The 22,942-nt window shown below is 38.7% G+C and carries 19 protein-coding genes; 13 read left to right on the top strand and 6 right to left on the bottom strand.

All coding sequences use genetic code 11. The features are described from left to right. Window positions 1-35: 35 nt before the first annotated feature. Genes QA601_16990 through QA601_16975 form a run of 4 tightly spaced genes read left to right on the top strand, consistent with a single transcriptional unit; the run spans window position 36 to window position 5,341 of the window. Window positions 36-1,220, top strand: coding sequence for a hypothetical protein (locus QA601_16990; protein MDG5816796.1), 1,185 nt, complete (start codon window positions 36-38; stop codon window positions 1,218-1,220). Then, window positions 1,217-2,305 (top strand): hypothetical protein, encoded by a 1,089-nt coding sequence (locus tag QA601_16985; protein ID MDG5816795.1) that lies wholly within the window; start codon window positions 1,217-1,219, stop codon window positions 2,303-2,305. Before QA601_16990 ends, QA601_16985 begins: the two co-directional genes overlap by 4 nt. After that, window positions 2,298-2,831 carry a hypothetical protein gene (locus QA601_16980; protein MDG5816794.1) on the top strand — a complete coding sequence of 178 codons (534 nt, stop codon included), beginning with the start codon at window positions 2,298-2,300 and terminating at the stop codon, window positions 2,829-2,831. Before QA601_16985 ends, QA601_16980 begins: the two co-directional genes overlap by 8 nt. Next, window positions 2,804-5,341 carry an Ig domain-containing protein gene (locus QA601_16975; protein ID MDG5816793.1) on the top strand — a complete coding sequence of 846 codons (2,538 nt, stop codon included), beginning with the start codon at window positions 2,804-2,806 and terminating at the stop codon, window positions 5,339-5,341. Before QA601_16980 ends, QA601_16975 begins: the two co-directional genes overlap by 28 nt. Before the next feature lie 4 nt (window positions 5,342-5,345). Here the strand turns inward: QA601_16975 and QA601_16970 are convergent, their stop codons facing one another. Next, on the bottom strand, window positions 5,346-6,638 hold the full coding sequence (locus QA601_16970) for a B12-binding domain-containing radical SAM protein (protein MDG5816792.1): 1,293 nt from the start codon (window positions 6,636-6,638) through the stop codon (window positions 5,346-5,348). Between the two features lie 447 nt (window positions 6,639-7,085). Here QA601_16970 and QA601_16965 point away from each other — a divergent pair, with 447 nt between their 5' ends. The 5 genes from QA601_16965 (at window position 7,086) to QA601_16945 (ending at window position 14,067) form a co-directional block, all read left to right on the top strand. Then, window positions 7,086-9,341 carry an ATP-binding protein gene (locus tag QA601_16965; protein MDG5816791.1) on the top strand — a complete coding sequence of 752 codons (2,256 nt, stop codon included), beginning with the start codon at window positions 7,086-7,088 and terminating at the stop codon, window positions 9,339-9,341. 93 nt (window positions 9,342-9,434) lie between these two features. Further along, entirely contained in the window at window positions 9,435-10,190 is a 756-nt protein-coding gene (locus QA601_16960) for a hypothetical protein (GenBank protein ID MDG5816790.1), read from the top strand. Beyond that, a complete protein-coding gene (locus tag QA601_16955; protein ID MDG5816789.1) occupies window positions 10,181-11,173 on the top strand; it encodes a hypothetical protein in 993 nt (330 codons plus the stop codon). The genes QA601_16960 and QA601_16955 overlap by 10 nt, the downstream gene beginning before the upstream one ends. Window positions 11,174-11,215: 42 nt before the next feature. Then, window positions 11,216-13,699, top strand: a complete 2,484-nt coding sequence (locus QA601_16950; protein ID MDG5816788.1) for a TonB-dependent receptor plug domain-containing protein — start codon at window positions 11,216-11,218, stop codon at window positions 13,697-13,699. Between the two features lie 71 nt (window positions 13,700-13,770). Further along, window positions 13,771-14,067 (top strand): reverse transcriptase domain-containing protein, encoded by a 297-nt coding sequence (locus QA601_16945; protein MDG5816787.1) that lies wholly within the window; start codon window positions 13,771-13,773, stop codon window positions 14,065-14,067. Window positions 14,068-14,571: 504 nt separating this feature from the next. Here the strand turns inward: QA601_16945 and QA601_16940 are convergent. After that, on the bottom strand, window positions 14,572-14,754 hold the full coding sequence (locus QA601_16940) for a hypothetical protein (GenBank protein ID MDG5816786.1): 183 nt from the start codon (window positions 14,752-14,754) through the stop codon (window positions 14,572-14,574). Window positions 14,755-15,643: 889 nt separating this feature from the next. Between QA601_16940 and QA601_16935 the strand changes: the two genes are divergently transcribed. The 3 genes from QA601_16935 to QA601_16925 all read left to right on the top strand — a co-directional run bounded on the left by QA601_16935 (window position 15,644) and on the right by QA601_16925 (window position 17,584). Beyond that, window positions 15,644-15,934: a transposase gene (locus QA601_16935; protein ID MDG5816785.1), complete on the top strand. Its 291-nt coding sequence runs from the start codon at window positions 15,644-15,646 to the stop codon at window positions 15,932-15,934. A 16-nt stretch (window positions 15,935-15,950) separates the two neighbouring features. Next, on the top strand, window positions 15,951-16,121 hold the full coding sequence (locus QA601_16930; protein MDG5816784.1) for a group II intron maturase-specific domain-containing protein: 171 nt from the start codon (window positions 15,951-15,953) through the stop codon (window positions 16,119-16,121). 470 nt (window positions 16,122-16,591) lie between these two features. After that, complete coding sequence (locus tag QA601_16925) at window positions 16,592-17,584, top strand: DUF1848 domain-containing protein (GenBank protein ID MDG5816783.1); 993 nt, start codon at window positions 16,592-16,594, stop codon at window positions 17,582-17,584. Between the two features lie 28 nt (window positions 17,585-17,612). Here the strand turns inward: QA601_16925 and QA601_16920 are convergent, their stop codons facing one another. After that, window positions 17,613-18,218, bottom strand: a complete 606-nt coding sequence (locus QA601_16920) for an ankyrin repeat domain-containing protein (protein MDG5816782.1) — start codon at window positions 18,216-18,218, stop codon at window positions 17,613-17,615. Between the two features lie 162 nt (window positions 18,219-18,380). Here QA601_16920 and QA601_16915 point away from each other — a divergent pair, with 162 nt between their 5' ends. Then, window positions 18,381-19,691: a glycosyltransferase family 4 protein gene (locus QA601_16915; protein ID MDG5816781.1), complete on the top strand. Its 1,311-nt coding sequence runs from the start codon at window positions 18,381-18,383 to the stop codon at window positions 19,689-19,691. 29 nt (window positions 19,692-19,720) lie between these two features. On the opposite strand, the gene gdhA is transcribed toward QA601_16915, so the two are convergent. The 3 genes from gdhA to metF all read right to left on the bottom strand — a co-directional run bounded on the left by gdhA (window position 19,721) and on the right by metF (window position 22,805). Next, window positions 19,721-21,058, bottom strand: coding sequence for an NADP-specific glutamate dehydrogenase (gene gdhA / locus QA601_16910; GenBank protein ID MDG5816780.1), 1,338 nt, complete (start codon window positions 21,056-21,058; stop codon window positions 19,721-19,723). A 155-nt stretch (window positions 21,059-21,213) separates the two neighbouring features. Further along, window positions 21,214-21,915 (bottom strand): GAF domain-containing protein, encoded by a 702-nt coding sequence (locus QA601_16905; protein ID MDG5816779.1) that lies wholly within the window; start codon window positions 21,913-21,915, stop codon window positions 21,214-21,216. Window positions 21,916-21,917: 2 nt separating this feature from the next. Then, complete coding sequence (gene metF / locus QA601_16900; protein MDG5816778.1) at window positions 21,918-22,805, bottom strand: methylenetetrahydrofolate reductase [NAD(P)H]; 888 nt, start codon at window positions 22,803-22,805, stop codon at window positions 21,918-21,920. Window positions 22,806-22,942 lie beyond the last annotated feature (137 nt).

Genomic DNA, 22,942 nt, shown 5'->3' with positions numbered 1-22,942 from the left:
TAACAAAGTTTTGGAATAATTAAGGATAAAACAACTTGGTTAAAAAAGAGAATAACAACGCTTCATCTAAATTATCTTCATATTTTGTATATAAAATAGGCTTAATTTTTCTAACTTTATTGCTTTTTCCACAGGGAGCAAAGGCTCTGTGTAGTCCTAAAATACTAAATAATGAAGATATACTAAATGAGTTTGGGATAAGAGTTGGTCGTTCAGTGGAATTGGGTGTTGAGTATGCGTTGTGTTTAGATACTACTTATGAAAAACCGGTTTTACTACTTTTTCGTAACGGGACACAATACAAGGTTATTTCTGAAGATAAAAGCAAGCGATTCACCGAACAATATCCAAAATTTTTCGACACCCCTGCAGGATTCGACACGCGAAAAGAACCCAGCACCCCAGAAGACAGTGACTTACGGCCGGTTTGGGATACGCTGTTTGATTCACAAATTGATCTGCAGACCAGGTTACATAGGATGCTTGACTTTGGATCCTGGGAAACAGGGTTGTTTGTCTCTTACCAACTTGAATCTGTTGGTAGTAGGATAAATGTGATTAGAAATTCGCTTAAATGGGATGTGATGACCAGTTTTCTATACTTTTACATAGGAGCTGGTTTTGGACACTATTGGCATCGTGGACATACCACCGACCATCTTAAAGAACTGAATAAAAACAGGTATTACAGATCGACTTTTTCTCTTAGTTTGGGAGTACCTTTTGTAAGATATGAAATGAAACGTCTTTCCACTATTCTTCCCCAGTACTTCTGGTTAGAAAGTGATATAACGGAAATCATGGATGGTGAAGTTGAATCATCTGCACTTACATTAAATAGCTGGGAATTAGATACTCAGAACAGGGTTAATTTTGTACACAATTTTCATTTCAAGTTCTCAAAATTCGGTGTTGTAATGACGATTGATAAGGATAATTATCTCTATCCGGTTTTAAAATTTAGTATTAATGACCTTCCAACGGGTTTTGGTACCTGGGGAGCTACTCTGGTCAAATCAGGTAATGTTTACATACCAGGAGTTACGATCGATATGCCACAACTGGGCACTACGTTTTTTTCCGGAAGTGATTACGAAATACCGATTAGTCTGGATGTTTTCAGGCTCCATTTTAACTACATAGATTTAAACAGATATAATATTGGATTAAAGGCAAGGTTGAGATTAAATCTGAAGAGAGACGGGCAGGAGTTACTATGAATACTATTAGACCCCAGGGGATCAGTAATGACTATTCTATACTAAGTATGGCTGGTAAGCACTTTAAGGATTGTCTGAAAGTTGCGCTTATGGCTTTACTTTTACCCATTCCCTTGATTGCTGGTGCAACACTTGGATTCTTTTATTTTGAGCCTACCTGGTATACAGATATATTTCTCTGGTCATTATTGATATTGTTTGTTGCCGGTCAGTTTGGTGCTCTGTTTCAGTTAATAAATATCGGCTTAAGGACAAAAAAGGCTGAAAAGACTATTTCTGTTTTACAGAAATTTGGTAATGAACCTGATCTTTATATGCTTGAAAACAAGCTTCTAAATCACGTACCCTATAGTGATACACGGGAGAGTATACTCAGGCTAATTAAACTTGGGCAGCAGGGTGAAACTGATGGCTTTGACAGGGTAATTGAAAACTCGGCCTTGCGAAGGGACCAAAACTCATCAAAAGTACTGGGGTTTCACAATTTAGTAAACCGCATGACTCTAAAACTTGGTTTTTTGGGTACACTTATTGGACTCCTGATGACCTTTGAACCAATGAAACAGGCGATGCTTTCGCTTCAAGGTAGTGATGGAGAATTTCAATTCATAAACGATATAGTGAAAGCAATTGATGGTGATGCGTATGCGATTCTTACAACCCTTTTTGCTACTGCACTTTCAATCTTTATTGAACTAATTACAATACAAATACTTAGTAAGACTCTGGATCAATACGAAATGGCAAATAACAACCTTGATGATTGGTGTGTTATTCACCTGCAACCATGGGTTAAGAAGAAATATGTTGAGAAAAAATCTACCGACTATTTAATTAAGATGCAAAAAGAATTTTCTGAAAAGGTAACATCATTACAACTTGCTATAGATGAGCAGATTAGAAATCTTGCTGAACATGTAGAAAATACCTCCACTCTCATAAACAGTATCATTCCTTTTGAAAAGGACCTTGCAAACAAGTTTTCTACACTTATAGAGTATGAAAATGAGTACAGGCAATTTATAAGTCAAAAACTTCAGGGGATCACTTCAACTGTGCCAAATCTGGAGAGTAAAAATGAATAGAGGTAGGCGACAAAAATTTGACATGGGTAATCCCATTTCAATGGAGGATGCCCTCTCGATTATGGTGGTGATTTTTGTCCTGTTTTTTCTGTTTTTAGTGCCCCTTATTAATATGGATAGGGCTAAGCTTGAAGAGGCCCAGCGGGATGTCTACTGGAAAATACTGGCAGAGTGGATAGAAACCTATCCAGATGATTACTCTAAAGAAGCTCAGTCATATGTGCCTGCGTTTGGTTTAAGTGGGCACAAGATAATTGTTACTGATGATGGAGACAGAACGTATATAGAAGCCCTCAGCGATGAGGGGGTAGTAACAGTTATAGTACATGAAGGTAACCGATATACTTCCTTTAGTACCAAAGGTCATAGCTCAGTAGTAACATACCGTTTTGGCGACATAATGTGGAGCTCTTCTGAAAACGAATGGTTCACCGTAAATAATAGAATCGACTATGGTGAGGAAGAAAATACGGTCAGAATGCAAAAAGAATTCAGGCAATGGACAAAAGAAAGAAGAGGGTTTTGAATACTTTTATCTCTTATATCAGTTGCAAACTTTTCAATGGGTGGCTTTCTAAAACACAAATAATACTGTGTACGTTGTTTGTAACTGCTGTTTTTGAGGTCTATGGTAGTGGGTATCTTAGCCATGTAGGTATTATCCCTTTTCAGGAAGAGCCTCTTGCTTCTGATTTCGCTGACAGGCTTGCGGCCCAGGGACAACCCATTTTTTACATACGTGACATTAACAGAGGCATCTCTCAGGGGGATATAATTCGTTTCAGCGATAGAGCGGTATTAATAGATGCTGATGTTTGGCAAACAATGCAGAGCTTAGGGATACTCTCCAGGTTAAGAGAGATACCTCTTTTAACACTTAAGGCAAGAGCTCGAAGTCAAGTTTGGGATTCAAGAGCCGGGCAGCTAAGGGACGGGGATGAGAAAAAGGCCTATACTCTTGGTCGGGAACTGCTGAAGATTTTTGAGGATTACTTTGGTAGCACTCCTTCACAAAGAGAATTGGTTGTGCGATTCGAGGGTACTCACATGACGCTGATTGCACCTCGGCAGTTACTCAATGAGCTTAGTTTTGTAAATGTAATACCGCTAAGGGAGAGTGATGGTGAGTTGGAAATAATAACAAAAGCACCACCTCAAAGGAACTTTCTTGGGCAATCTTTTTCCTGGACAATATGGGCGGTCGATCCTGCAGAACCATCTGGAATGCTTAGTTACAGTGTTTCATCCAATCTTCCCGAAGGGCTTCACTGGGACAGGCAAAATCATACAATAAGTGGTGTTCCTCAACAAAGTGGTTCCTATCCTATAACAATTTCGGTGGAAAACAGCAGAGGGCAATCAAAATCCATTATTTGTACACTGAGTGTTATCCAAAACACCGCTCCCCATTTGGATGTTACTGTAAATGAACCAGTGATTTCAGGAACGATATTTCAGTATACTCCATCAATTTCAGATGCCGAACATACTCTAAATGAATTAGAGGTGAAAGTATTGAATGCTCCCGATGAGCTGGAGCTTAATGAAAGCACAGGGGAAATTACATGGAATGTTCCATTTTTTAACAGAGATACTACTATCACCTTTGATTTTTTTGTACGGGATCCGCTCGGAGCTGAAACCAGAAAAGAGGTACAGTTAGGGGTTATAACACCTCAGGATCTATTCCGCACGGTTAATTTGGACCTTAGGTTACCTTTAGATACTCTCATTCAGGGACACGTTTATAAATGGCCGGATCTGATGATGGGGTGGAGTGAAAATGATCATTCTGTAGAATTGTTGAATATTACCGGTGATGCACAAACACATTATAGAAGTAACGATACTACTGGAGATGGATTGCTGAAAATACGACCCATTGATCCTGGAATTCATACTATCATATTTCATTTTAGAATAGACACTTTAGAGTATGAAGTAATAAGAGAGCTAACTGTTATTGAGAATCGTCCACCCGTGTTTCTAAGCAGCCTTACAAGCAATCGATATTATCTCAACCAATTTGCCCAATACCGGCCGGTTGTTTATGATGAAGATAATGACCCCTTGCTTATCGAGGTATATGATGCATTTGGAGAAAGCTACAGTTTGGAAAACGGAAGTTTCACTCTTCCAACCGATCGGGAAGGATTCCATACATTCTTGTTAAAAGCAACTGATCCTTTTGGCAATACTGCAAAACAGCAGATATACTTCCATGTGGAGGAGGCCAATAAACGGGTAAGAAAAGCGGATATGAGAAAGCTTCATAGAAAGAGCTTTGATATCGGCTACCAATCAGGGGCATATAGACTGGGATTGTATTCCACTGACATAGGTAAAACTATAGGCAACGGGTTTCTTGGATTTGGTACCTATGAGAGTCCTTTTTTCTATGTTGGGGGATCTCCTCTTGGAGAAGAAAAATCGGCTATAGGAAACTATCTGTTTTTTGATATTGGTTTAACGGCCCGTATTTATAATAACAAAATGTTTGGTGGCGGAGTAATGGCCCGAATGGAAGCAAATTACCGTAAAGATGGTACATCAAACTGGAGATTTCAAAGTAACTTCACCACACGGTTAAAACAGGCTATCTTTTTTATCGATACTACCGGCTTTGAGGAAAAGCTGAGAATATATATTAATAATTGGCATCAACAATCAAATGAATTTGCATATTATATAGAAGATTTGGTGGATGTTATTGAATCGTATGGTAAACGGGATAACTTCGGAGTGTACTTAAATTTAAGAACGCTGTATAAGATAAGAAGAGGATTTTGGATTGGGCCTACTTCCTGGATAGAAGATAATATAACAATATATGAAAATGATGAGGGCGATAATTCCCAGAGCTCCAATGTCTCTGGATTTGGTGATCTTTTAACCCAATACATCGGTGTAAGTTTATTACATGAGTTTGATTGGCGTAGTTTACAGCTTTCGCAGGTACTTGATGTAGGTTGGCAAGGTGGAAAATTAACCCCCAAATTAAATTGGAATATCAAGTTACGTTTTACGAGAAATTAGCCTGTTAGGATTGGTTTAATTTATTTGCAGTCTTTTTTATATTGTCAATAATATCGTTACTCCAGCCTGGTAGTTGTGTGATAAAGAAGGTATCATTATGCCAAAGAGGATTAATCCTGATCTGAGGGAATGATTTTGCATAGTGCTCAAAGATTCTGGTTCCAGGGACCGGGGAAAGAAATACCGGCTTAACCTTTACCCCAAGTGAGGCAACAAAGTTCAATTCACTGATCAACTCTTCTGCATTCTGGCCTTCAAGTCCACCCATAATGTAAACACCAATATTTTGTTTCCTGAACCCTGATGACTTTAATACAGTAATCCTATCAGTAATCGACTGTTTAGAAGCTTTTGAATCGGTGTGGTTTCTATACTTAGTACTTCCGGTTTCATATCCCAGGCGAATTGTTTTAAAGCCCATTGAAAACATAAGGTCAGATTTTTCCTGATCTATGTATTTTATATGGAGTCCATTGGGTGTATGAAAACGAAATTGAGAGGATATAGTTTTACAATACCTATTTATGGCACAAAGAGTATCAGATCCTTTCACAAGAAGGGCATCATCAAAAAAGGCAAAATCTACTACTCCAAACTGTTTTGACATAAAGTCAATTTCATGAATAACCAGATTTGAACTTCTTTTCCAAAAGTTAGGTTGCAGTAAAGAAGATGCACAGTAGCTGCACGAAAAAGGGCAGCCGAGAGTTGTAAGAATGGGAGCGTGAAATGCATTCTTTAAACACGAAAACCCAGAGATTAATGAAAGCTTATTAATTTCAATACCCTTCTTCAAATGAATACTACTGTATAACTCGCCAATGTCTTTTAAAATCATACAATCAGGGTGTTTGAGTTCTAAATGGGAGGAAAAAAGCCTCGCTCCAATGCCTCCCACAATAATCTTTGAGTGTGGAAATACTTTTCTTACAATTTGGATTGTTTCACTAACTCCAGAGAGCCAGTAAGTCATCATGCTGCCAATGAAAATTAAATCGGGCTCGTTTTGTTGAGATAAAAAGTAGAAGAAACTACTACCTGAAACACCGTATCGTTTAAATTTTCGGTTAATGTTTTTATAGAGAGTTGGCTTTTTTATCTCTTTAAACCGAAACTTTGCGGTGTTGTACTTACCTGTTTTTTTTGAATCACGCTCCAGGCAGTTGAAAAAAAGAGTCTCATAGCCCGATTCTTGTAGCAAAGCTTTAAGCAGATAAAGGCCAATGGGATGCATCCATTCATCATATAATTTAAAATCGTGAATATAGGGATTGATTATTAACGCAGTTTTAGGCATGCAAATTCTCTCACAGTCTTTATTACTTAAAATATAACTTTCATCCTGAGTATGTCCAATCATTACTGATGTAGTTAAGTACATCCAAATCAAAGGTACTATAAATGGTGATCAATAGTTCGAGTGCTCTGTGTGGTCATATATACAATTAATCTTATATATATATATATATATATATATCAACAGATTACAAAGACTAAATAGTAGATTAACAAAAAAATAGGATTTAGAAGACTTATTTGCTTTGACATGCACCCTCTGGTCTGGTATAATAAATACTCTTGCTCTCAGTATAGAGAATGTTGGAGAAAATATATTCAGAAGTATGAGGAACACATGGCTGAATTTGTAAGTATTAAGCGAAAACTTATCATTAATTTTATGGTTTTAATTACCATGATTTTTGTTGTAACCCTCTCTGTGGTCACTATTCTTAATATGATTCATATGAATACGGAAATAGAAAATACTACTACATCAATCAGAAATTCACTTTTCGCTAAAGGAAGAATATTAGTAAATAACAACAGTATAGCCTTAACCGGTATGGCAGAAGATAACGCGTTTATGGCTATACAAGCACTGGTTTCATCAACGGTGTTACAGGATGAAGATATACAATATGGAATATATATGGATAATTCAAGAGTTCCCTGGGTGTATGCCAGCTGCGAAAATCCAGAGGGATTTCCACAATCAAGGGATCCCATGGAAGACAGCATGTCAGTGTGGGTATCGGGATTGAATGAAGCGTCTGACAGGGAGTTTTTGCATGAAAATATGGAAATTATCGAATTCGCAGCACCTGTAGAATCACATGGGGAAGTACTTGGATATATAAGATACGGATTTTCCACAGAAAGTATACGGGCCTCAATAGAATCAGCAGTAGCTGAAGGAAACAGATCACGAATCAGAATAATATTATTCCTTATCGCATTGTGTTTATTATCACTTGCTGCTGGATTTATAACAACAAAGCATCTGGCATCCCAGATAACCCGTCCAATTGATTCACTTGTAGAATCAACCAGAATTATCTCTAACGGAGAATATGATCATTCTATAGTTTCAGAAAGTAATGATGAAATCGGAAACTTAGCAAGACATTTTGAAATAATGCGATCTACCATTAAAAAATATACTGATCACCTGCAGGATTTAATAGATGAGAAAATGCAACAGGTTAATGACATTCTTAACAATATCGATCAGGGGCTTTTTACAATCAATTTGGACGGCACGGTTAACAAGGAATATTCAGCAAGAGCGAATGAAATTTTAAAGGTTGAGGATATATCATCTCATAGTGTAAATGAGTTGTTGCGACTTGATAGTAAAGAGAATGATTCATTTAAAAAATGGCTTGCTCTTGTAAAAAAACGCCACAATGTAAATAAGTGGAAAAAATTAGTGCGCCTTGCTCCGGTACATGAACTTGAGCTGGTTGCATCTGAACAATCTGAGCAGGAATATGTATCAATTTCTTATCAAAAAATATATGATAAAGAAGGTAAACTTAGCAAAATCATGATACTTGCAATGGACGAGACAGAAAAACATCTTAGAGAAATACAGATGAAAAAAGAGAGGGCAGCACACGAAAACGAGGTTAAGATGATATTAAGCATAACCAATACCTCTCCTGATGAAATAGCTGAATTCATGGAAGATACTACTACACGTCTGGAAAAAAGTAAGGAAATGATACAAAAGCATTTAAATTCTTCTATTAAAGAAAGAAAAGACTATCCTTCTGCAATACCTTATGTGATCACTGATGAGGATATAAATAAACTGTACAGAAACTTACATACCATTAAGGGAAATGGGGGAACTTATGGTTTCGATATGTTATCAGAATATGCACATGTAGCAGAAAGTATGCTTGAGCAACTAAGAGCACCTGCAGAAATAAGAAAAAGTGATATATTACTGAATTTGATGGAAATGGTAAAAAATATTGAGGTTCAAATCGAAGAAGTACACAAAAAGATAAGGATGATTTTCGGTAAAGACGATCAATTTACAATAAAAGTACCTGTATCAAGAGTAGATTCTATTAATGAAATATGCGAGTCAATCAGTCAGGAGAAAGTACCGAAAAATGTCAAAGCACTTATTTATGAGTGTGAAAGGTTGTCCTGGAAGCCACTAAAAGAGTTAGTAAGGAAGTATCAGAAAATCTGCCAGAAAACTGCTAGAAAAACTCATAAAAATGTAGAATTTACAGTGAAAGATGAAAGAATGATCTACTCATCTGATGAACTGAATGATATTGATGATATTTTGATTCATTTATTCCGAAACTGCGTTGATCATGGGATTGAAAACCCCGAAGTGAGAGAAGAATTGGGCAAAGGAAAAGGAAAAATACAACTTATATATAACGTAAAAAAAGAAATACGGGAAATTACAGTATCCGATGACGGGAAGGGAATAGATACCGAAAAATTAGTCGAAACCTGTGTTCAAAAGGGTATTGTAAAAAATGATGATGTTAAAAATTATAGTGAAAACGAATGCTTGAATTTGATATTTAAACCTGGAGTTTCTACTTCAGAAAAAATCAGTGATATTTCTGGAAGGGGAATGGGAATGGATATAGTTTATGAAAAGGTAAAGTCACTTGATGGTGAAATTACTATTACTTCAGCTATTGGTAAAGGAACTACATTCTATATAAAAATACCCAAAGGATAAAGTAAATATTGTTAGAAAATGAACATGGGGCTATAATTGTGATATTTAAGCTTAAAGGATAATTTCACATTGTAAAAATGTACGGATATCAGAATGAACAAAAAATCAAAACGAGTTGACTATCAACGAGAAAAGGTCACTGTTGATCAAAAAACGGAATTACTACTTGCGAGGTTTGGGTTATTACTTATTACTTTGTTTTTTGTAGTATATCCATCAGAAAAGTTATATGTTTACGTTCCAACAACAGCACGACCACAGGTAATACAGAGCCAACTTCAGGAAATATTTGACGGCGCTGAAGTAATGGTTTTTGGAAGATACAGAGATTTTATTTCACGGGTAAATTCTGATGAGCCGGAAGTTGTATTAGTTAAAACACCCTTATTGGCACAAATTGAGTATAAAGAAAGAATTAGTGGATTAAGAAATGGGAATAGTAAACAACAGTATGTTCTGTTATCAGCTGATGAAAATTTCAACAACAATACCATAGATCAAAATACAACAATCGGGGTTCTTGATTTTTTGGGCAGAAGAGAAATGGTATCTTTTTCAGAAGTGCTGTTAAATCGCTCTACTAATATTTCCAGAGTTACCAGAGTTGAGGATCTTCTTCCCTTACTGACATTTAATATGGCTGATGCTGTATTAATTGAAGAGAACAATATAGAATATTTTGAAACAACATCGAATATAGAGTTCTCGGTAATCAAAACTCCTGGTCCGCCTCAGGGTATTGTGGCATTTGCAACTAAAGGAGATGCGAGCACATCAGGTATACTGCAGGCAGTGGGAAATATGGATAAAAACACCTCAGAATTGTTTGGAGTAGACTCATGGAGATAAATAACAAATTAACTCGTACTACCTATATTACAAAAAATGTTTATAGTAAAATTATTACTTTGTTGCTGATTATGAGTTTGTCAGTGATAGCTAATGAAACTGTGCTTGTTTTAAGGCAGGATGGAGATAATTTTGAAGAGGTTTTTCGCGGACTTGATGATGAACTAAGCTTTGAACTTAATGTGGTAGATATAATAGTTTCAGGCAATACTAATGTAAATGGTTTATCTGATATTATTGAAGAGCACAATCCAAAGCTGTTAGTTTTGATGGATAATCAGGTTATCACACTTTATAGGGAGTATCTAAACAACTTTGATATTGAAAATCCTCTTCCATCAGTGTCTTTGATGGGGGTGATGGTTGGTGATGCAATTTCTGAGATCAAAAACGCCACTGGTATTTCTTATGAGATACCGCTTGTGACAAGTCTTGTTAATTTGAGAGCAGTCCTTTCTGAACCAATGAAAAGAGTAGGGGTTATATACAGGGAATTTTTACATGATTTTGTTGAAGAAAACAGAGCGTATTGTTCCAACGAGGGGATTGAGCTTATTGATGTTAAAATACCAAATAATGAGAGTAACCTGAGAAGAACACTTAGAAACAGAATACGAGATCTCATTGAAGAAGATAAAGTTGATGCTCTGTGGATTCCAAATGACAACAGATTGTTACACCCCGATCTTTTAAGAAGGGTATGGATCCCTGCTGTACGGCGATATGATATCCCGGTGGTAGTAGGTGTAGAAATACTTGTCGATCCCCAGATTAATTTAGGATCTTTTGCTGTGCTGCCGGATCATATTGCACTAGGAACACAAGCAGCCGAAATGGTGTTCAATATTATGGATAATAATTGGGTTGCACAAGGTTATAGAGTACAACCTCCGCTTGCTGTTTACTTAATAGTTAATTATAAACATCTGAAATCTAAAATTACAGAGGAGGCGTTGGACGGTGTTGATCGAATAGTTAAATAGTTTGTGACGATGTTAGTGACCTTACTTGCAGAGGAGTTGTAGATGAAAAAAATCAAAATAACATGTATTGCAGTTTTAATGACTGCCGTGGTCTTGAGTGCTTCTCAAGTTTCTGATGATAACGTATTTGAAGGTTTATCGCTTCATGATATCTTTTCCATTGAACTTACATCGGGATCCTTCCTGGAGCTTGATCTTAGCAGATCACCTTTAAGTATGACTATAATTACCAGTGATCAGTTAAGTGTTTCTGGTGCACGTACAATGTCTGAAGCCCTTGAGATTTTTGTACCAGGGTTTCAGTATATGTTTAATAAGTGGAACGGAACGCTTTGGGGCATGCGGGGTGTTGCTTTAGACCGCAATACTAAAATTATATATTTGGTTAATGGGCATAAAATGAATACTCAGGCACGGGACGGATTTTTAAGCGAAACGGTATTAGGATTTTTAAATGATATTGAACGAATTGAGGTCCTAAGAGGACCTGCAGGTCTTGTGTACGGTTCCGGAGCTATTGCTGGTATTATAAATGTCGTGACAAAAAAAGCTGAAGACAGTGACAATACTATTATGATTTCAGGAAATACCATTGGTACGCAAAATTTTCAGGCTAACCTTCATTCTGTAACCGAGTCGGGTACCAATATATCATTTTTCGCAGGATTTAAAAGATCTGATGGTTTACCGGCACATGCTTCAACAATTTACGGAAAAGCTTCCTGGCCCTATCCCAATTGGATTGCCACAGAAAAAGATGGAGTGCCTTCTGATGGAAATTATGGAGCTACAGATGGTAACTGGATGGTTTCCGGTGATGTAAGTAATGATGCATTTGAATTCTATTTTCGCTATACTCGCCAGAAAGAAAACGCTGGTGGATGGTTTATCCTTGATCCATGGCCGGAAATTATGGGTGCACCGCCAGAAGATGCTCCTTCACGGGAAGTAAATGGCAGGATGGTGGAGCCAACTGACCCGTTTTGGAGTCAGACTGAATCCTGGAGAACGAACAGGAGGCAGTATTTTACAGAAAACATTACCTCTCAGGCTTCTTATAATTTGGATATGGGGGCAAATGAACTTCAGTTTAAGGCCGGCTTCGATGTAAATACTACCAGAATAGGTACTGAGAGGAGACTTGGCTATGAATCTGATTATTATTCCTCCCGTGAGGGATATATTGATGAGACCTTTGGTGAAAGAAGACTTACTTTAGGAACAATGTTTTTACTAAGACAGGTTCACAATCTTCAGCTTGCATCTGGACTTGAGTACCGGCTTGATATGGTGGGTAATGACAAATATGGGCTGAATGAAAAAGCTCAAAATTCAAAACATCCTATAGTGTCTGAAATAAACTACAATACCATTTCTGCTTTCTATGAAGGTTTTTATGATGTAACTGATTGGTTTGGTCTTCACCATGGGTTACGTTTTGATGCGCATACAAGGGCAACAATGATTAATCCAAAATTTGCAGCAATATATAATCCCTCATATGATCATTCAATTAAGTTAATTTATCAGACAGCTTCTAACAATGGAAGCGTTGATAATTATGAGTACAACAGATGGCATTTTTACGAAGATGGACAAGTTAGATCAGATATCTCCTTTGAGAGGCCGTATGAGCCACCAGGAGTAACTACTGATATTCTGCCTCCTATACCAGATGAATCCATACTTCATGACCTTAGACCAGAAAAGGTAAGGTCGCTTGAACTAGCCTATGTTGGTAATGTTGATGCACTTACTCTTGCACCATCTATGTCAATGAACTGGGCAACAGATCTGTTTGGGTGGTCACAAACCTTGTTTAGGGTGGTGGACGCAGGAAGTTACAGCTATTTTAATTTAGACTTAGATGTAAGATATGAAACCGGAATGTTTGACTTGGGAGTAAATCATACATTCCAGCGACCGGTAAGAACATCGGTAAATGAACAATCCTTCGAGTTTGAGTTACCGCATGTAAATAAGGACAGTGCTGGATGGTATGATTCAATTCAAGTTGATGGAAGATGGCATTACTATCCCGTTGCTGTTGAAGGAAAATATGACACCATTGAGGTAAATAATGTTCGTGATGGGATTACGGCTGATGGTCAACATTTTCTGAATCTAAGTACCAATGTTACTAAAGCATTTGTAACTTTTACCCCGACTAACTGGCTTACTCTTCATAGTAATTTACGACTATTTTGGGGATTGAGGGGAAGAGAATCGCTCTATGCAGAAGACGAAGGTTTTAATTACTGGGATTTTGAGAAGGGAAGAGATGAAGACCAAAGTTTTAAAGATTACTTCATGCGTAGAGTGGCGAAAAGACTGAACGCAAGTATTCATGTAAACCTATCTAATGGATATCATATATCACTATATGGATATGATCTTTTGGGAGTAGATAATGATCTAAACGCTATTAACACACTCAGATGGCAGCAGATGGCTGAACCTGAGCAGAGGGCATTATATGCGACCGATCAAAGAACTTTTGGACTATCGCTTACAAAGACATTCTAAGCAGCGAAACTACTAACTTATTTTCTTAAAATCTTCGTAAACGGCGGTGAAAATACTCACTGCCGTTTTTTGTGTGCCATGCAGGAGGCCCCTTATCCCCGCTTTTATCAAACATAGTGCTTGATGAGCTGGATAAGGAACTTGAGCGTCGCGGACATACTTTTGTACGGTATGCAGACGATCTTCGTATCTTTGTTGTAAGTAAAGAGGCAGCTTTGCGGGTGATGGGTAGTACTACTAAGTACAAGAGGCCCGTCGCTTATGAGGCTGAGGGTCAACCCTCATCCTCACAGCTTACTCGATTATCCTTATTGACCATTGTTTGTGAGTCACTTGGTAATCCTCGTTTAAAACTGCTAAACCGTTGATCCTGCAGGGACGAGATATTTTAGTACTTATCATGCAAGCTATTACTGTTGTGTCGCTACGGGACAGAGAGTTCCTTCAATAGGTGTTTTTTTACTACATGCAACCACTACGGAATAGTACTGCTATTCAAACAGGTCTAATCAGTTAAAACGAGGGTGGTTTCGATACAGCACTCATTTAAAAGGCGATTGATGAGTCGTGGGATCTCTATAACCGAATCGCTGATACGGCAATAGAGAGAGAAAGGCTGTTAACACTGAACCTTCATCGCATCGAAGTATAAGGACCGTGGATTTAATCGGCGATATAGTTGGGTTTGCCCGTACAGTCTTCGCTAATGATCCCCGGAAGAACGATTAACCACACCTCGAGGCGCCATTTCTGTTACGATAGCTAAGTTTATTGTAGAAACAGGTTATAAGAAATGATACATGAGAGCATTTTAAGCACATCTGAGATGGGCGGAACCCTTCGGGACACCGTCCTTAATAGTTCCGCCGGTCTCAGATGGCCATTATTTGCCATCCGTGACCGATAGCCGAGCTAACAGCAGTGATTACCGGACTATGAAAAACCCTGAAATCGTCACCTGAAGGGGCTGTCGCAATTATCTGTGACCCAAAAGTGGGTATCTGATTGGTTTGCCGAGCCATCTGAAATGGCAAAACGGGTGTCAGAAACGCCAACCCAAACACTACTCTTTCAACAAAAGCAACTGAACGAGTTACCCTTCTCCCAGAGGCTCATCCTTGCCCACACTTATCTCCGTACCCTTATGGAAATGAGTCATCGAAAAACATTGCTTCAGTATATGATTTTCGAATATCAGGCGGGCCAGCTCCGGTAAATATCATATACATGTCTACAGCAGTATCAAGTTTTTGTATCCCTCGCCACAGACACTCAGTGGCAGGCATTAGGGCAGCGCCCATTCTCGTATAACGTACCGGTTGGAATACATGGTGTTAAAACTGGCACAGCTTATGACTCAAAAGGCCGCATCAGAGATACTGCATGTTCCCAAATCAACGTTTTCGGATTTGCTGCATCGTTCAATAGCACGGCTGCGAGAAGGTCACCACATTTAGGAATCGATACGTTGGGCATAGATGAGATATCGTATTGCAAGGGTCATAAACACGCTACAATAGTCTATAATCTTGATCGGGGCTGTGTTGTGTGGGGCGGCCAGGGTAAAGGCTGAGAGGCCATAGATGAGTTTTTCAGCACAGCACTCACTGAGCTTCAGCGTAGCAAGATTAGATTTGCAACTTGCGATATGAGCAAAGCATATATTGGAGCAATCGAGCACTGGTGCCCCCAGGTGTTATTGGTAATCAATAGATTTCACGTCGTTAAAGCCCTTAACAGTGCTGTGGATGAGGTTCTGGCGTGAAGCGCAACGCTCAGACAAAAAGGCGCTCAAAGGGCTTCGTTGGATGCTGTTTTTTCATCCCGAAATCGCAGCAAAGCCGATACCCACAGACTAAACGAGTTGAAGAAATTGAATCGACGGATCTGGCGTGCATGGATACCAAAGGATGAGTTTGAAGCATTTTGGGAATACATCTATATGTGTTCAGCCGAATCTTTTTTCAAGGGATGAATACGTCGGCAATGCGATGCTGCTTGGAGCCAATCAAGGACCTTGCCAAAATGCTTAAACGACACGCACAACGGATTTTACCATTTATTGAATCGAAACTGACAAACGCCATGGCAGAAGGTATAAATCGGGTTATAGAGATCATCAAAAATAGAGCGAGCGGATATGCAAATCTTTGTGCTTTTACCGATATAATTTTCTTAACGGTTGGTGATATAGATTTGCTTGCACAGATTTCGCCTGAATTCAGAACACTATAATGAGCCCTGATGTACTGTGGATACTGTTTTTCAGAGAATATCAAGGTTGGGAATTCCGGATATAGCCTGCCTTATTACAGAACTCAACACTGTACTTCGGGGATGGATGCATTACTTCAGGTATGCTGAGATGAGAGGACGATTGAAAACTAACGAGTTGGTTACAATGTCGCCTTCGTTGCTTTAGATTGAAGCAGTGTAAAAGAGTCATTGGTATAGTACGCTTCCTCAGGAGCAGAAAAATACCCTGAATGGCAATGCTGGATAATGGCACTGTCTGGTAAAGGGTGGTGGCGATTATCCGCTACCCCACAGGCTCATAAAGCAATGAACAACAAATGGTTTTATAATATCGGCCTGTTTAATTTATTGGATAACTATAAACGTTTGAAATTTGAAGAAACCGCCGTATACCAACAGGTGCGTACGGTGGTGTGAGAGGCTTATGAGGTGAGGGGCAACCCTCATCCTCACAGCTTACTCGATTTAGCTATTTACAACCTATTCTTAGAGAATAGAGAGAGGGAATGTGAAAACTGCTTGAGAATTTTCAGGTGCTGAAAAATTGCCTTACAATAAGTATTTTACTGTTTAGTGCTGTACAACAAAAACCCTTTTAAAACGAAATGAAGATAGTTGTTAGTGGGAGGGGAAGCTTTGGGGCAAAAACAATTAGATAAAGTACTCATACAGAATAAATCTGGTCAAAATGTAGAAGCAATTGCACCGCTTATTATTTCTGCCAGTCGCTCGACCGATCTGCCTGCTCACCATTCTGACTGGTTCTTCAACAGGCTAAGTGCCGGATATGCTAAATGGGTTAATCCATTTAATGGTAAAGAACAGTATGTATCATTTCGTGAATGCAGGTTATTCGTCTTTTGGTCCAAATATCCTGCACCGTTCACAAACCATCTGGAGGAGTTGGAAAAGAGAGGATTGAATTACTATTTTCACTTCACATTGAATGATTATGAGGCTGAAAATTACGAACCGCAGCTCCCACCTCTAATGGAGAGAATAGATACTTTTGTATCCCTGAGTGAACGGATCGGCCCTGGGAGAGTGCTTTGGAGATTTGATCCCCTAATCATATCTGATAAGATAGATATTGATGAATTGCTTGAACGGGTTAGCCGAATCGGTAAAACAATTTCACAGTACACTTCCCGGCTGACGGTAAGTTTTTTGACCCCTTACCAAAAAGTTATAAATAGATGTAAGAAGAGGGGCGTTATATTAGATGAAATATCTCGAGAGAAAAGGGATGTAATACTAAAGGCTATCTTACAGATGTCTAAGGAATGGAATATTGATCTGTTTACCTGTGCCGAAGAAAATAATTATAATGAAGTGGGGATACCAAACGGTAAGTGCGTGGATGAGCAACTTATAGTTAAAGAATTCAATGGTGATACAAAATTAATGAATTTTTTGTGTGAAGACACCCCGGTGGATCTGTTTACTGGTTATAAGTTTCGCTCTGGATTAAAGGATACAGGGCAGAGGAAAAATTGCAACTGTATAAAGTCAAAAGATATTGGAAAATATAACACCTGTTTATATGATTGCGTGTACTGCTATGCTAACTCATCCTCCCGGATGAAAGAAAAGATGTATGATCTTCACAGTGAGATACTGGGAGGATGAGTGTGGTGTTTACTATCTTTCTCACTTATTACTCCAAACCTTCAATGTCATCATCAATAATATCTGATTCTAAAGAGGTGGATTTGAATTGTTGCAGAGCAGATCTTGGAATAGTTCTTATCTCCCGATCGGGCATCGAATAGCTGCTGCGCTCTGGTTTTCCGCGCCCACCACTTGCTTCGAGATATTCAATCGCCTTTAGTTGATTTGTTCTGTATGCTTTGGCTAAAGCGGTTTCCTCGTATAGATCCATGGTATTGATCTTTGCTCCTGCTTTAAGCAACTTTTGGATTACTCTTATATTACCATTCTCAGCAGCCAGCATTAATGGTGTAGTTCCTCTCACCTTGCCGCAGCAATTTACATCAGCCCCGTTTCTGATCAAGATGTTTACTATTGGTTCGTACCCCTCCTCTGCTGCTCGCATCAATGCTGTAAATCCTGATCGGTCAGCAGAATTTACCTCGGCTGCGTTTTCCAGAAGTAATGTAACCAATTCTGTGTTACCACTCCATGCAGCTTCAATAAGTGCAGTTCTCCCGCTTTTATCGGTTATATTTATATTTTCTCCTGCACAGATAAGCTCTTTGGCCAAACCTAAATTTCCTCTGGTGCATGCATGTAGCAGTTTCATACTTTGCTCCTTATGATAATGGTTGTATATACGTTTTTTTTTGACAAGAATTCTATGCTGCATTAACTGCATCTCAAAAACTGTACCTGAGTACAGTTGAGGCTTATTAGGTATAATTTTTGCATTTTCATTATGGGCGTACTTGGAGTAAAAGAGGAACAGATGAAAAAAAACTCACTTGATGGAATTACTTTACTTAGGTTTTCTCATTCATTTGAACAGGGTGGTGGGGTAGAGGAGTACCTTCAAAATTTAAACAAAATTCTTCTCTGCCGAAACAAAATGACCATTATTCAAATGCATCTTTCAAATGATATAAAGCCCAATGAAGAGCGAACTGAGTTTATCGGAAAAGGAACACTAATAAAGGTTGCTTTAAAACCTACTTTTGAAAGAACAAACTGGAATAGTCTGAATAAAAATAAGCGTTCGAATCATTATAAACAGGTAGTGAAACAAGTTGTCAGAAATTCCATTCTTTACAATCCTTTTCTTGAAAAAATTTTGACTAAATATCGCAGAAAATATCGTATAGCAAATATAGGAATACAGGCCATAAATGCCCCTTCTGTCTGTAACAGGATTCTGGAAACGCACCCTGTGGATTTAATCGTTTTACACTCAATGGGTGGGGAGGATACAAGTCAGGTAATCGATATTTCAATCAATAAGAAAATTCCCTATATCTATATTAATCATTTTAATAACAGTAGGTTTCAGCACTCTTCTGTCCGGGAGCAGATTCGTGATGCCGCAGGTATTTCAGGAGTATCTTCGGTTAAGTTACCGAAGTACCTTAAGAGAAAATTTGTACCAGTTTATGATGCTGTTGATACTGAATTTTATTACACGGATAATGCAAAAGAAGTCGATAAAAAGATCGATGGCTCTGTAATTTTTTTACCAGCCAGAATTTCACCCAATAAGGGACACGGCGATATGATTCATCTTCTTGGAATACTAAAAAAACGGGAAGTGAATACAAATATGGTTTTTGCCGGTCGCTTGGATTCTTCTGAATTTGTTTCCTTTCTTAAAGAGCAAATTACCGCAAATGGTTTAGAAAATAGAGTGTTTTTTGTAGGGGAGTGTAATGCTAAACAATTACGGGATTGGTACAACAGAAGCGATATACTGGTACTTCCAAGCCGTTCGGAAGGGTTTCCAAGAGTAGTTTTGGAGTCCCAGGCCATGCAAAGGCCGGTAGTAGCCTACGATGTAGGAGGAGTATCTGAAGCACTTAAAGTAAATAAAAGTGGTTATGTTTGTGATTATGGGGATATTGAAGGTTTAGCTCATAAAGTAACTAATCTGTTATTTAATGAGAGTTTGAAAAAGTCCTTTGGGAAGTGTGGAAGAGAGTTTGTGCTCGAAAATTTTAATCTTACTAGACTAGCCCAAAGGCATGAATCGTTTTATTTAAAAGCAATGAAAGAATCCTCTTACAGGAAAAATCAGATGCAACAGGAATGATCCTGTTGCATCCAAAGAAAGTATCTGTTTTAAACACAACCCTGAGCAATCATTGAATCTGCTACTTTAACAAAACCACCGATGTTGGCCCCATTTACGTAGTTTATAAAATCGTTATCTTTACCATAATTAACACACTGCTGGTGTATATCTTTCATTATGGTACTGAGTTTTTGGTCTACTTCTTCCCGGCTCCAGCTCAGGCGCATGCTGTTTTGTGTCATTTCAAGACCACTGGTTGCAACACCACCAGCATTCGCTGCTTTTCCAGGGCCAAAGAGGAGCTTGTTATCAATAAAAGTTTTGACGGCTCCTGGAGTACTTGGCATATTTGCCCCCTCACCAACGCAGATACAGCCGTTAGAAACAAGTGCTTTGGCTTCATCTTCATTGAGTTCATTCTGAGTTGCACAAGGAAGGGCAATATCACATTTAACACTCCATGGGCGTTTGCCTTCAAAATACTCACATTTAAACTCTTCAGCATACTCTTTAATGCGGCCTCTTCTAACATTCTTGAGCTCTTGAATGAATGCAAGTTTTTCCTCGTTTATACCTTCAGGATCATAGATCGTGCCGCTTGAATCAGAAAGGGTAACTACCTTTGCTCCAAGCATAGTCGCTTTTTCTGTAGCAAACTGAGCTACATTTCCGCTACCACTTAATGCAACAGATTTTCCATCAAAGCTTTCATTACGGGTTTTTAGCATCTCTTCACAGAAATAAACCAAACCATACCCTGTTGCTTCAGGACGAATAAGGCTTCCACCCCAGTCTCTTCCTTTACCCGTAAAAACTCCTGTAAACTCATTCTTTAACTTTTTATACATTCCAAACATGTACCCAACTTCTCTTGCCCCTACTCCTATATCCCCGGCTGGTACATCGGTGTTAGGCCCAATATGGCGATACAGCTCACTCATGAATGATTGGCAGAAAGACATTACTTCCGCGTCTGTTTTACCTTTAGGGTCAAAATCAGCACCACCCTTTCCACCACCAAGGGGCAGAGTAGTAAGGGAATTTTTAAATACCTGTTCGAATGCAAGAAATTTAAGGATCCCCAGGTTAACAGATGGGTGAAAGCGCATCCCGCCCTTATAAGGACCAATAGCACTGTTCATTTCGATACGGTACCCACGGTTTACCTGAATTTTACCCGTTTTATCCAACCATGGAACCTTAAACATTATAATGCGTTCGGGCTCAACCATACGTTCAAGTATATTTTGCTCAAGGTAAACAGGGTTGCGTTGGATGTAAGGATAAACGGAGTGGATTACTTCTTCAGCAGCCTGGTGAAACTCTGTTTCACTGGGATTTTTTGCTTTTAATTTTTCAATAAATGCTTCAACACTAAAAGACATACACTAACTCCTTAAAAGAGAGGGAACTATAGACTATATAAAAAAAGCCCGCATCTCCATATAGCTATGGTGACGGGGCATCAACTTTGATCCTCTTTATTTTTTGTACCACACCTTTGTAGTACCAGTGTTATAAATTAATCTATGCTGCGTTTTCAGTCAAATGAAGATGCAAGAATAATCGACTCTGCAATTTTGACCATGGAAATGCGGCTGTTCATACTTTGGGACCGCATCTTCTCAAAAGCTTCCTTGCCACTAATCTTCTTTTTATCCATTAATATCTCTTTAGCCCGCTCAATTATTTTTCTCTGTTCAAGCTCTCGCTCAACAACCTCTTTCATAACTCGCAGTTCTGTATTTTTAATTACTACAGAGGCTTGTGTCGCTACAGTGGTGAGCATATTTATCTCTTCCACAGAAAAATCATACATTTTTGATGTATAGCAGTTTATTACCCCAACCACCTCACCTTCAACGCTCATCGGCACAGAGAGCAGAGAAACGAGCCCATCCTCTACAGCTATAGCTTTGTTTATGAAGCGGGGGTCTTTGCGCACATCCAAAACTTTGATTGGTGTGTTGCTCTGTGCTACTCTTCCTGCTATCCCTTCTCCAAGGGCAGTGTTTGAGCGCTGATTGTATTTACCCCATTTTGACTGGTATGCCCGCAAAATGAGCTCATTTTTTTTTCTGTCCAAGAGCAGAATCGAGCAAACCTTTGAGCTGGTAATATTTGCTGTAACAGAAACTATCAAATTTAGAAGATCATCAATATAGTTCTGATCCATTATAGCTCTGCTGATCTCAGCAATTCCTTCAAGAAATCTGCTGCTTGCTGAAGAATTCTCTTTCATCCCTATTTCACCAATCCTGCAGAGCTTCTTACTCCAAGAGAGTCGTATATTTTTAAGGTCGCTTTGGAGCGGTTAAGTGTATAGAAGTGTATTCCTTTAACCCCATGATCAATCAGATCAAGCACCTGCTCTGTTGCCCAGTGTATTCCTACCTTCTCAAAACCGCTGTCATCCTCAGCTCTTGAAAGGGCCTTGAGCAACTTTGCCGGATATCTGGTTCCAGAAGCAAGCTCTGCCATTCGATGCATCCCTTTTTGTGAGGTGATAGGCATAATGCCGGCAAGGATTGGAACGTCGATACCTGCCAATTCACATCGTTCACAAAAATCATAAAAATCATTATTATCAAAGAACAGTTGTGTACAGATATAGTCTGCTCCGGCATCAACCTTTGCCTTCAGGTACTCAATCTCCTTAAGACGGTTAGGTGTTCCCGGGTGCCCCTCAGGGTATCCGGCTACTCCAATCCCCATTGATGGAAAGTTTTTTCGTATATAGGAGACAAGGTCTTTTGCATACGCAAAATCCTGTTTTGTATCACTGCAAGGTTCTCCTTTGGGGTTATCACCCCTTAAAACCATAATATTATTGATTCCGTTGTTTTGATAATCATTGAGGAGGTTTTCAACGAGTGCTTCAGATGTACCGACACAAGTCAGATGACTCACCACTGTGAGGCTGGTTTCACGTTGAATCCGAAGTACAAGATCATGGGTTAGGTCCCTTGTGGTTCCCCCTGCTCCATAGGTAACGCTTACATAAGCAGGTTTAAGAGAATTAAGTTCTTTGATGGTTTTAAACAGTTTTTCGGATGCAGTATTGTCTTTGGGCGGGAAAAATTCAAAACTAAAGCTTATCTTGTTATTATTCAGAATTTCTGAAATGTGCATGGATCAGGTTGCTCCCGAAAAAAGGGTGAAATTTCATTAAATTTTATAAAAAATACCATTTGATACCAGAACTGCAAACATATATTACGCACTTAAAGATAGTGGGTGTAATACTGATGGTTTAAACTATTATAATT

This window comes from Chitinispirillales bacterium ANBcel5 (genome assembly GCA_029688955.1).
GTDB lineage: Bacteria > Fibrobacterota > Chitinivibrionia > Chitinivibrionales > Chitinispirillaceae > Cellulosispirillum > Cellulosispirillum alkaliphilum.
Note: the sequence above shows the minus strand (reverse complement) of the source record. Positions and strands in the feature narration are given on the sequence as shown.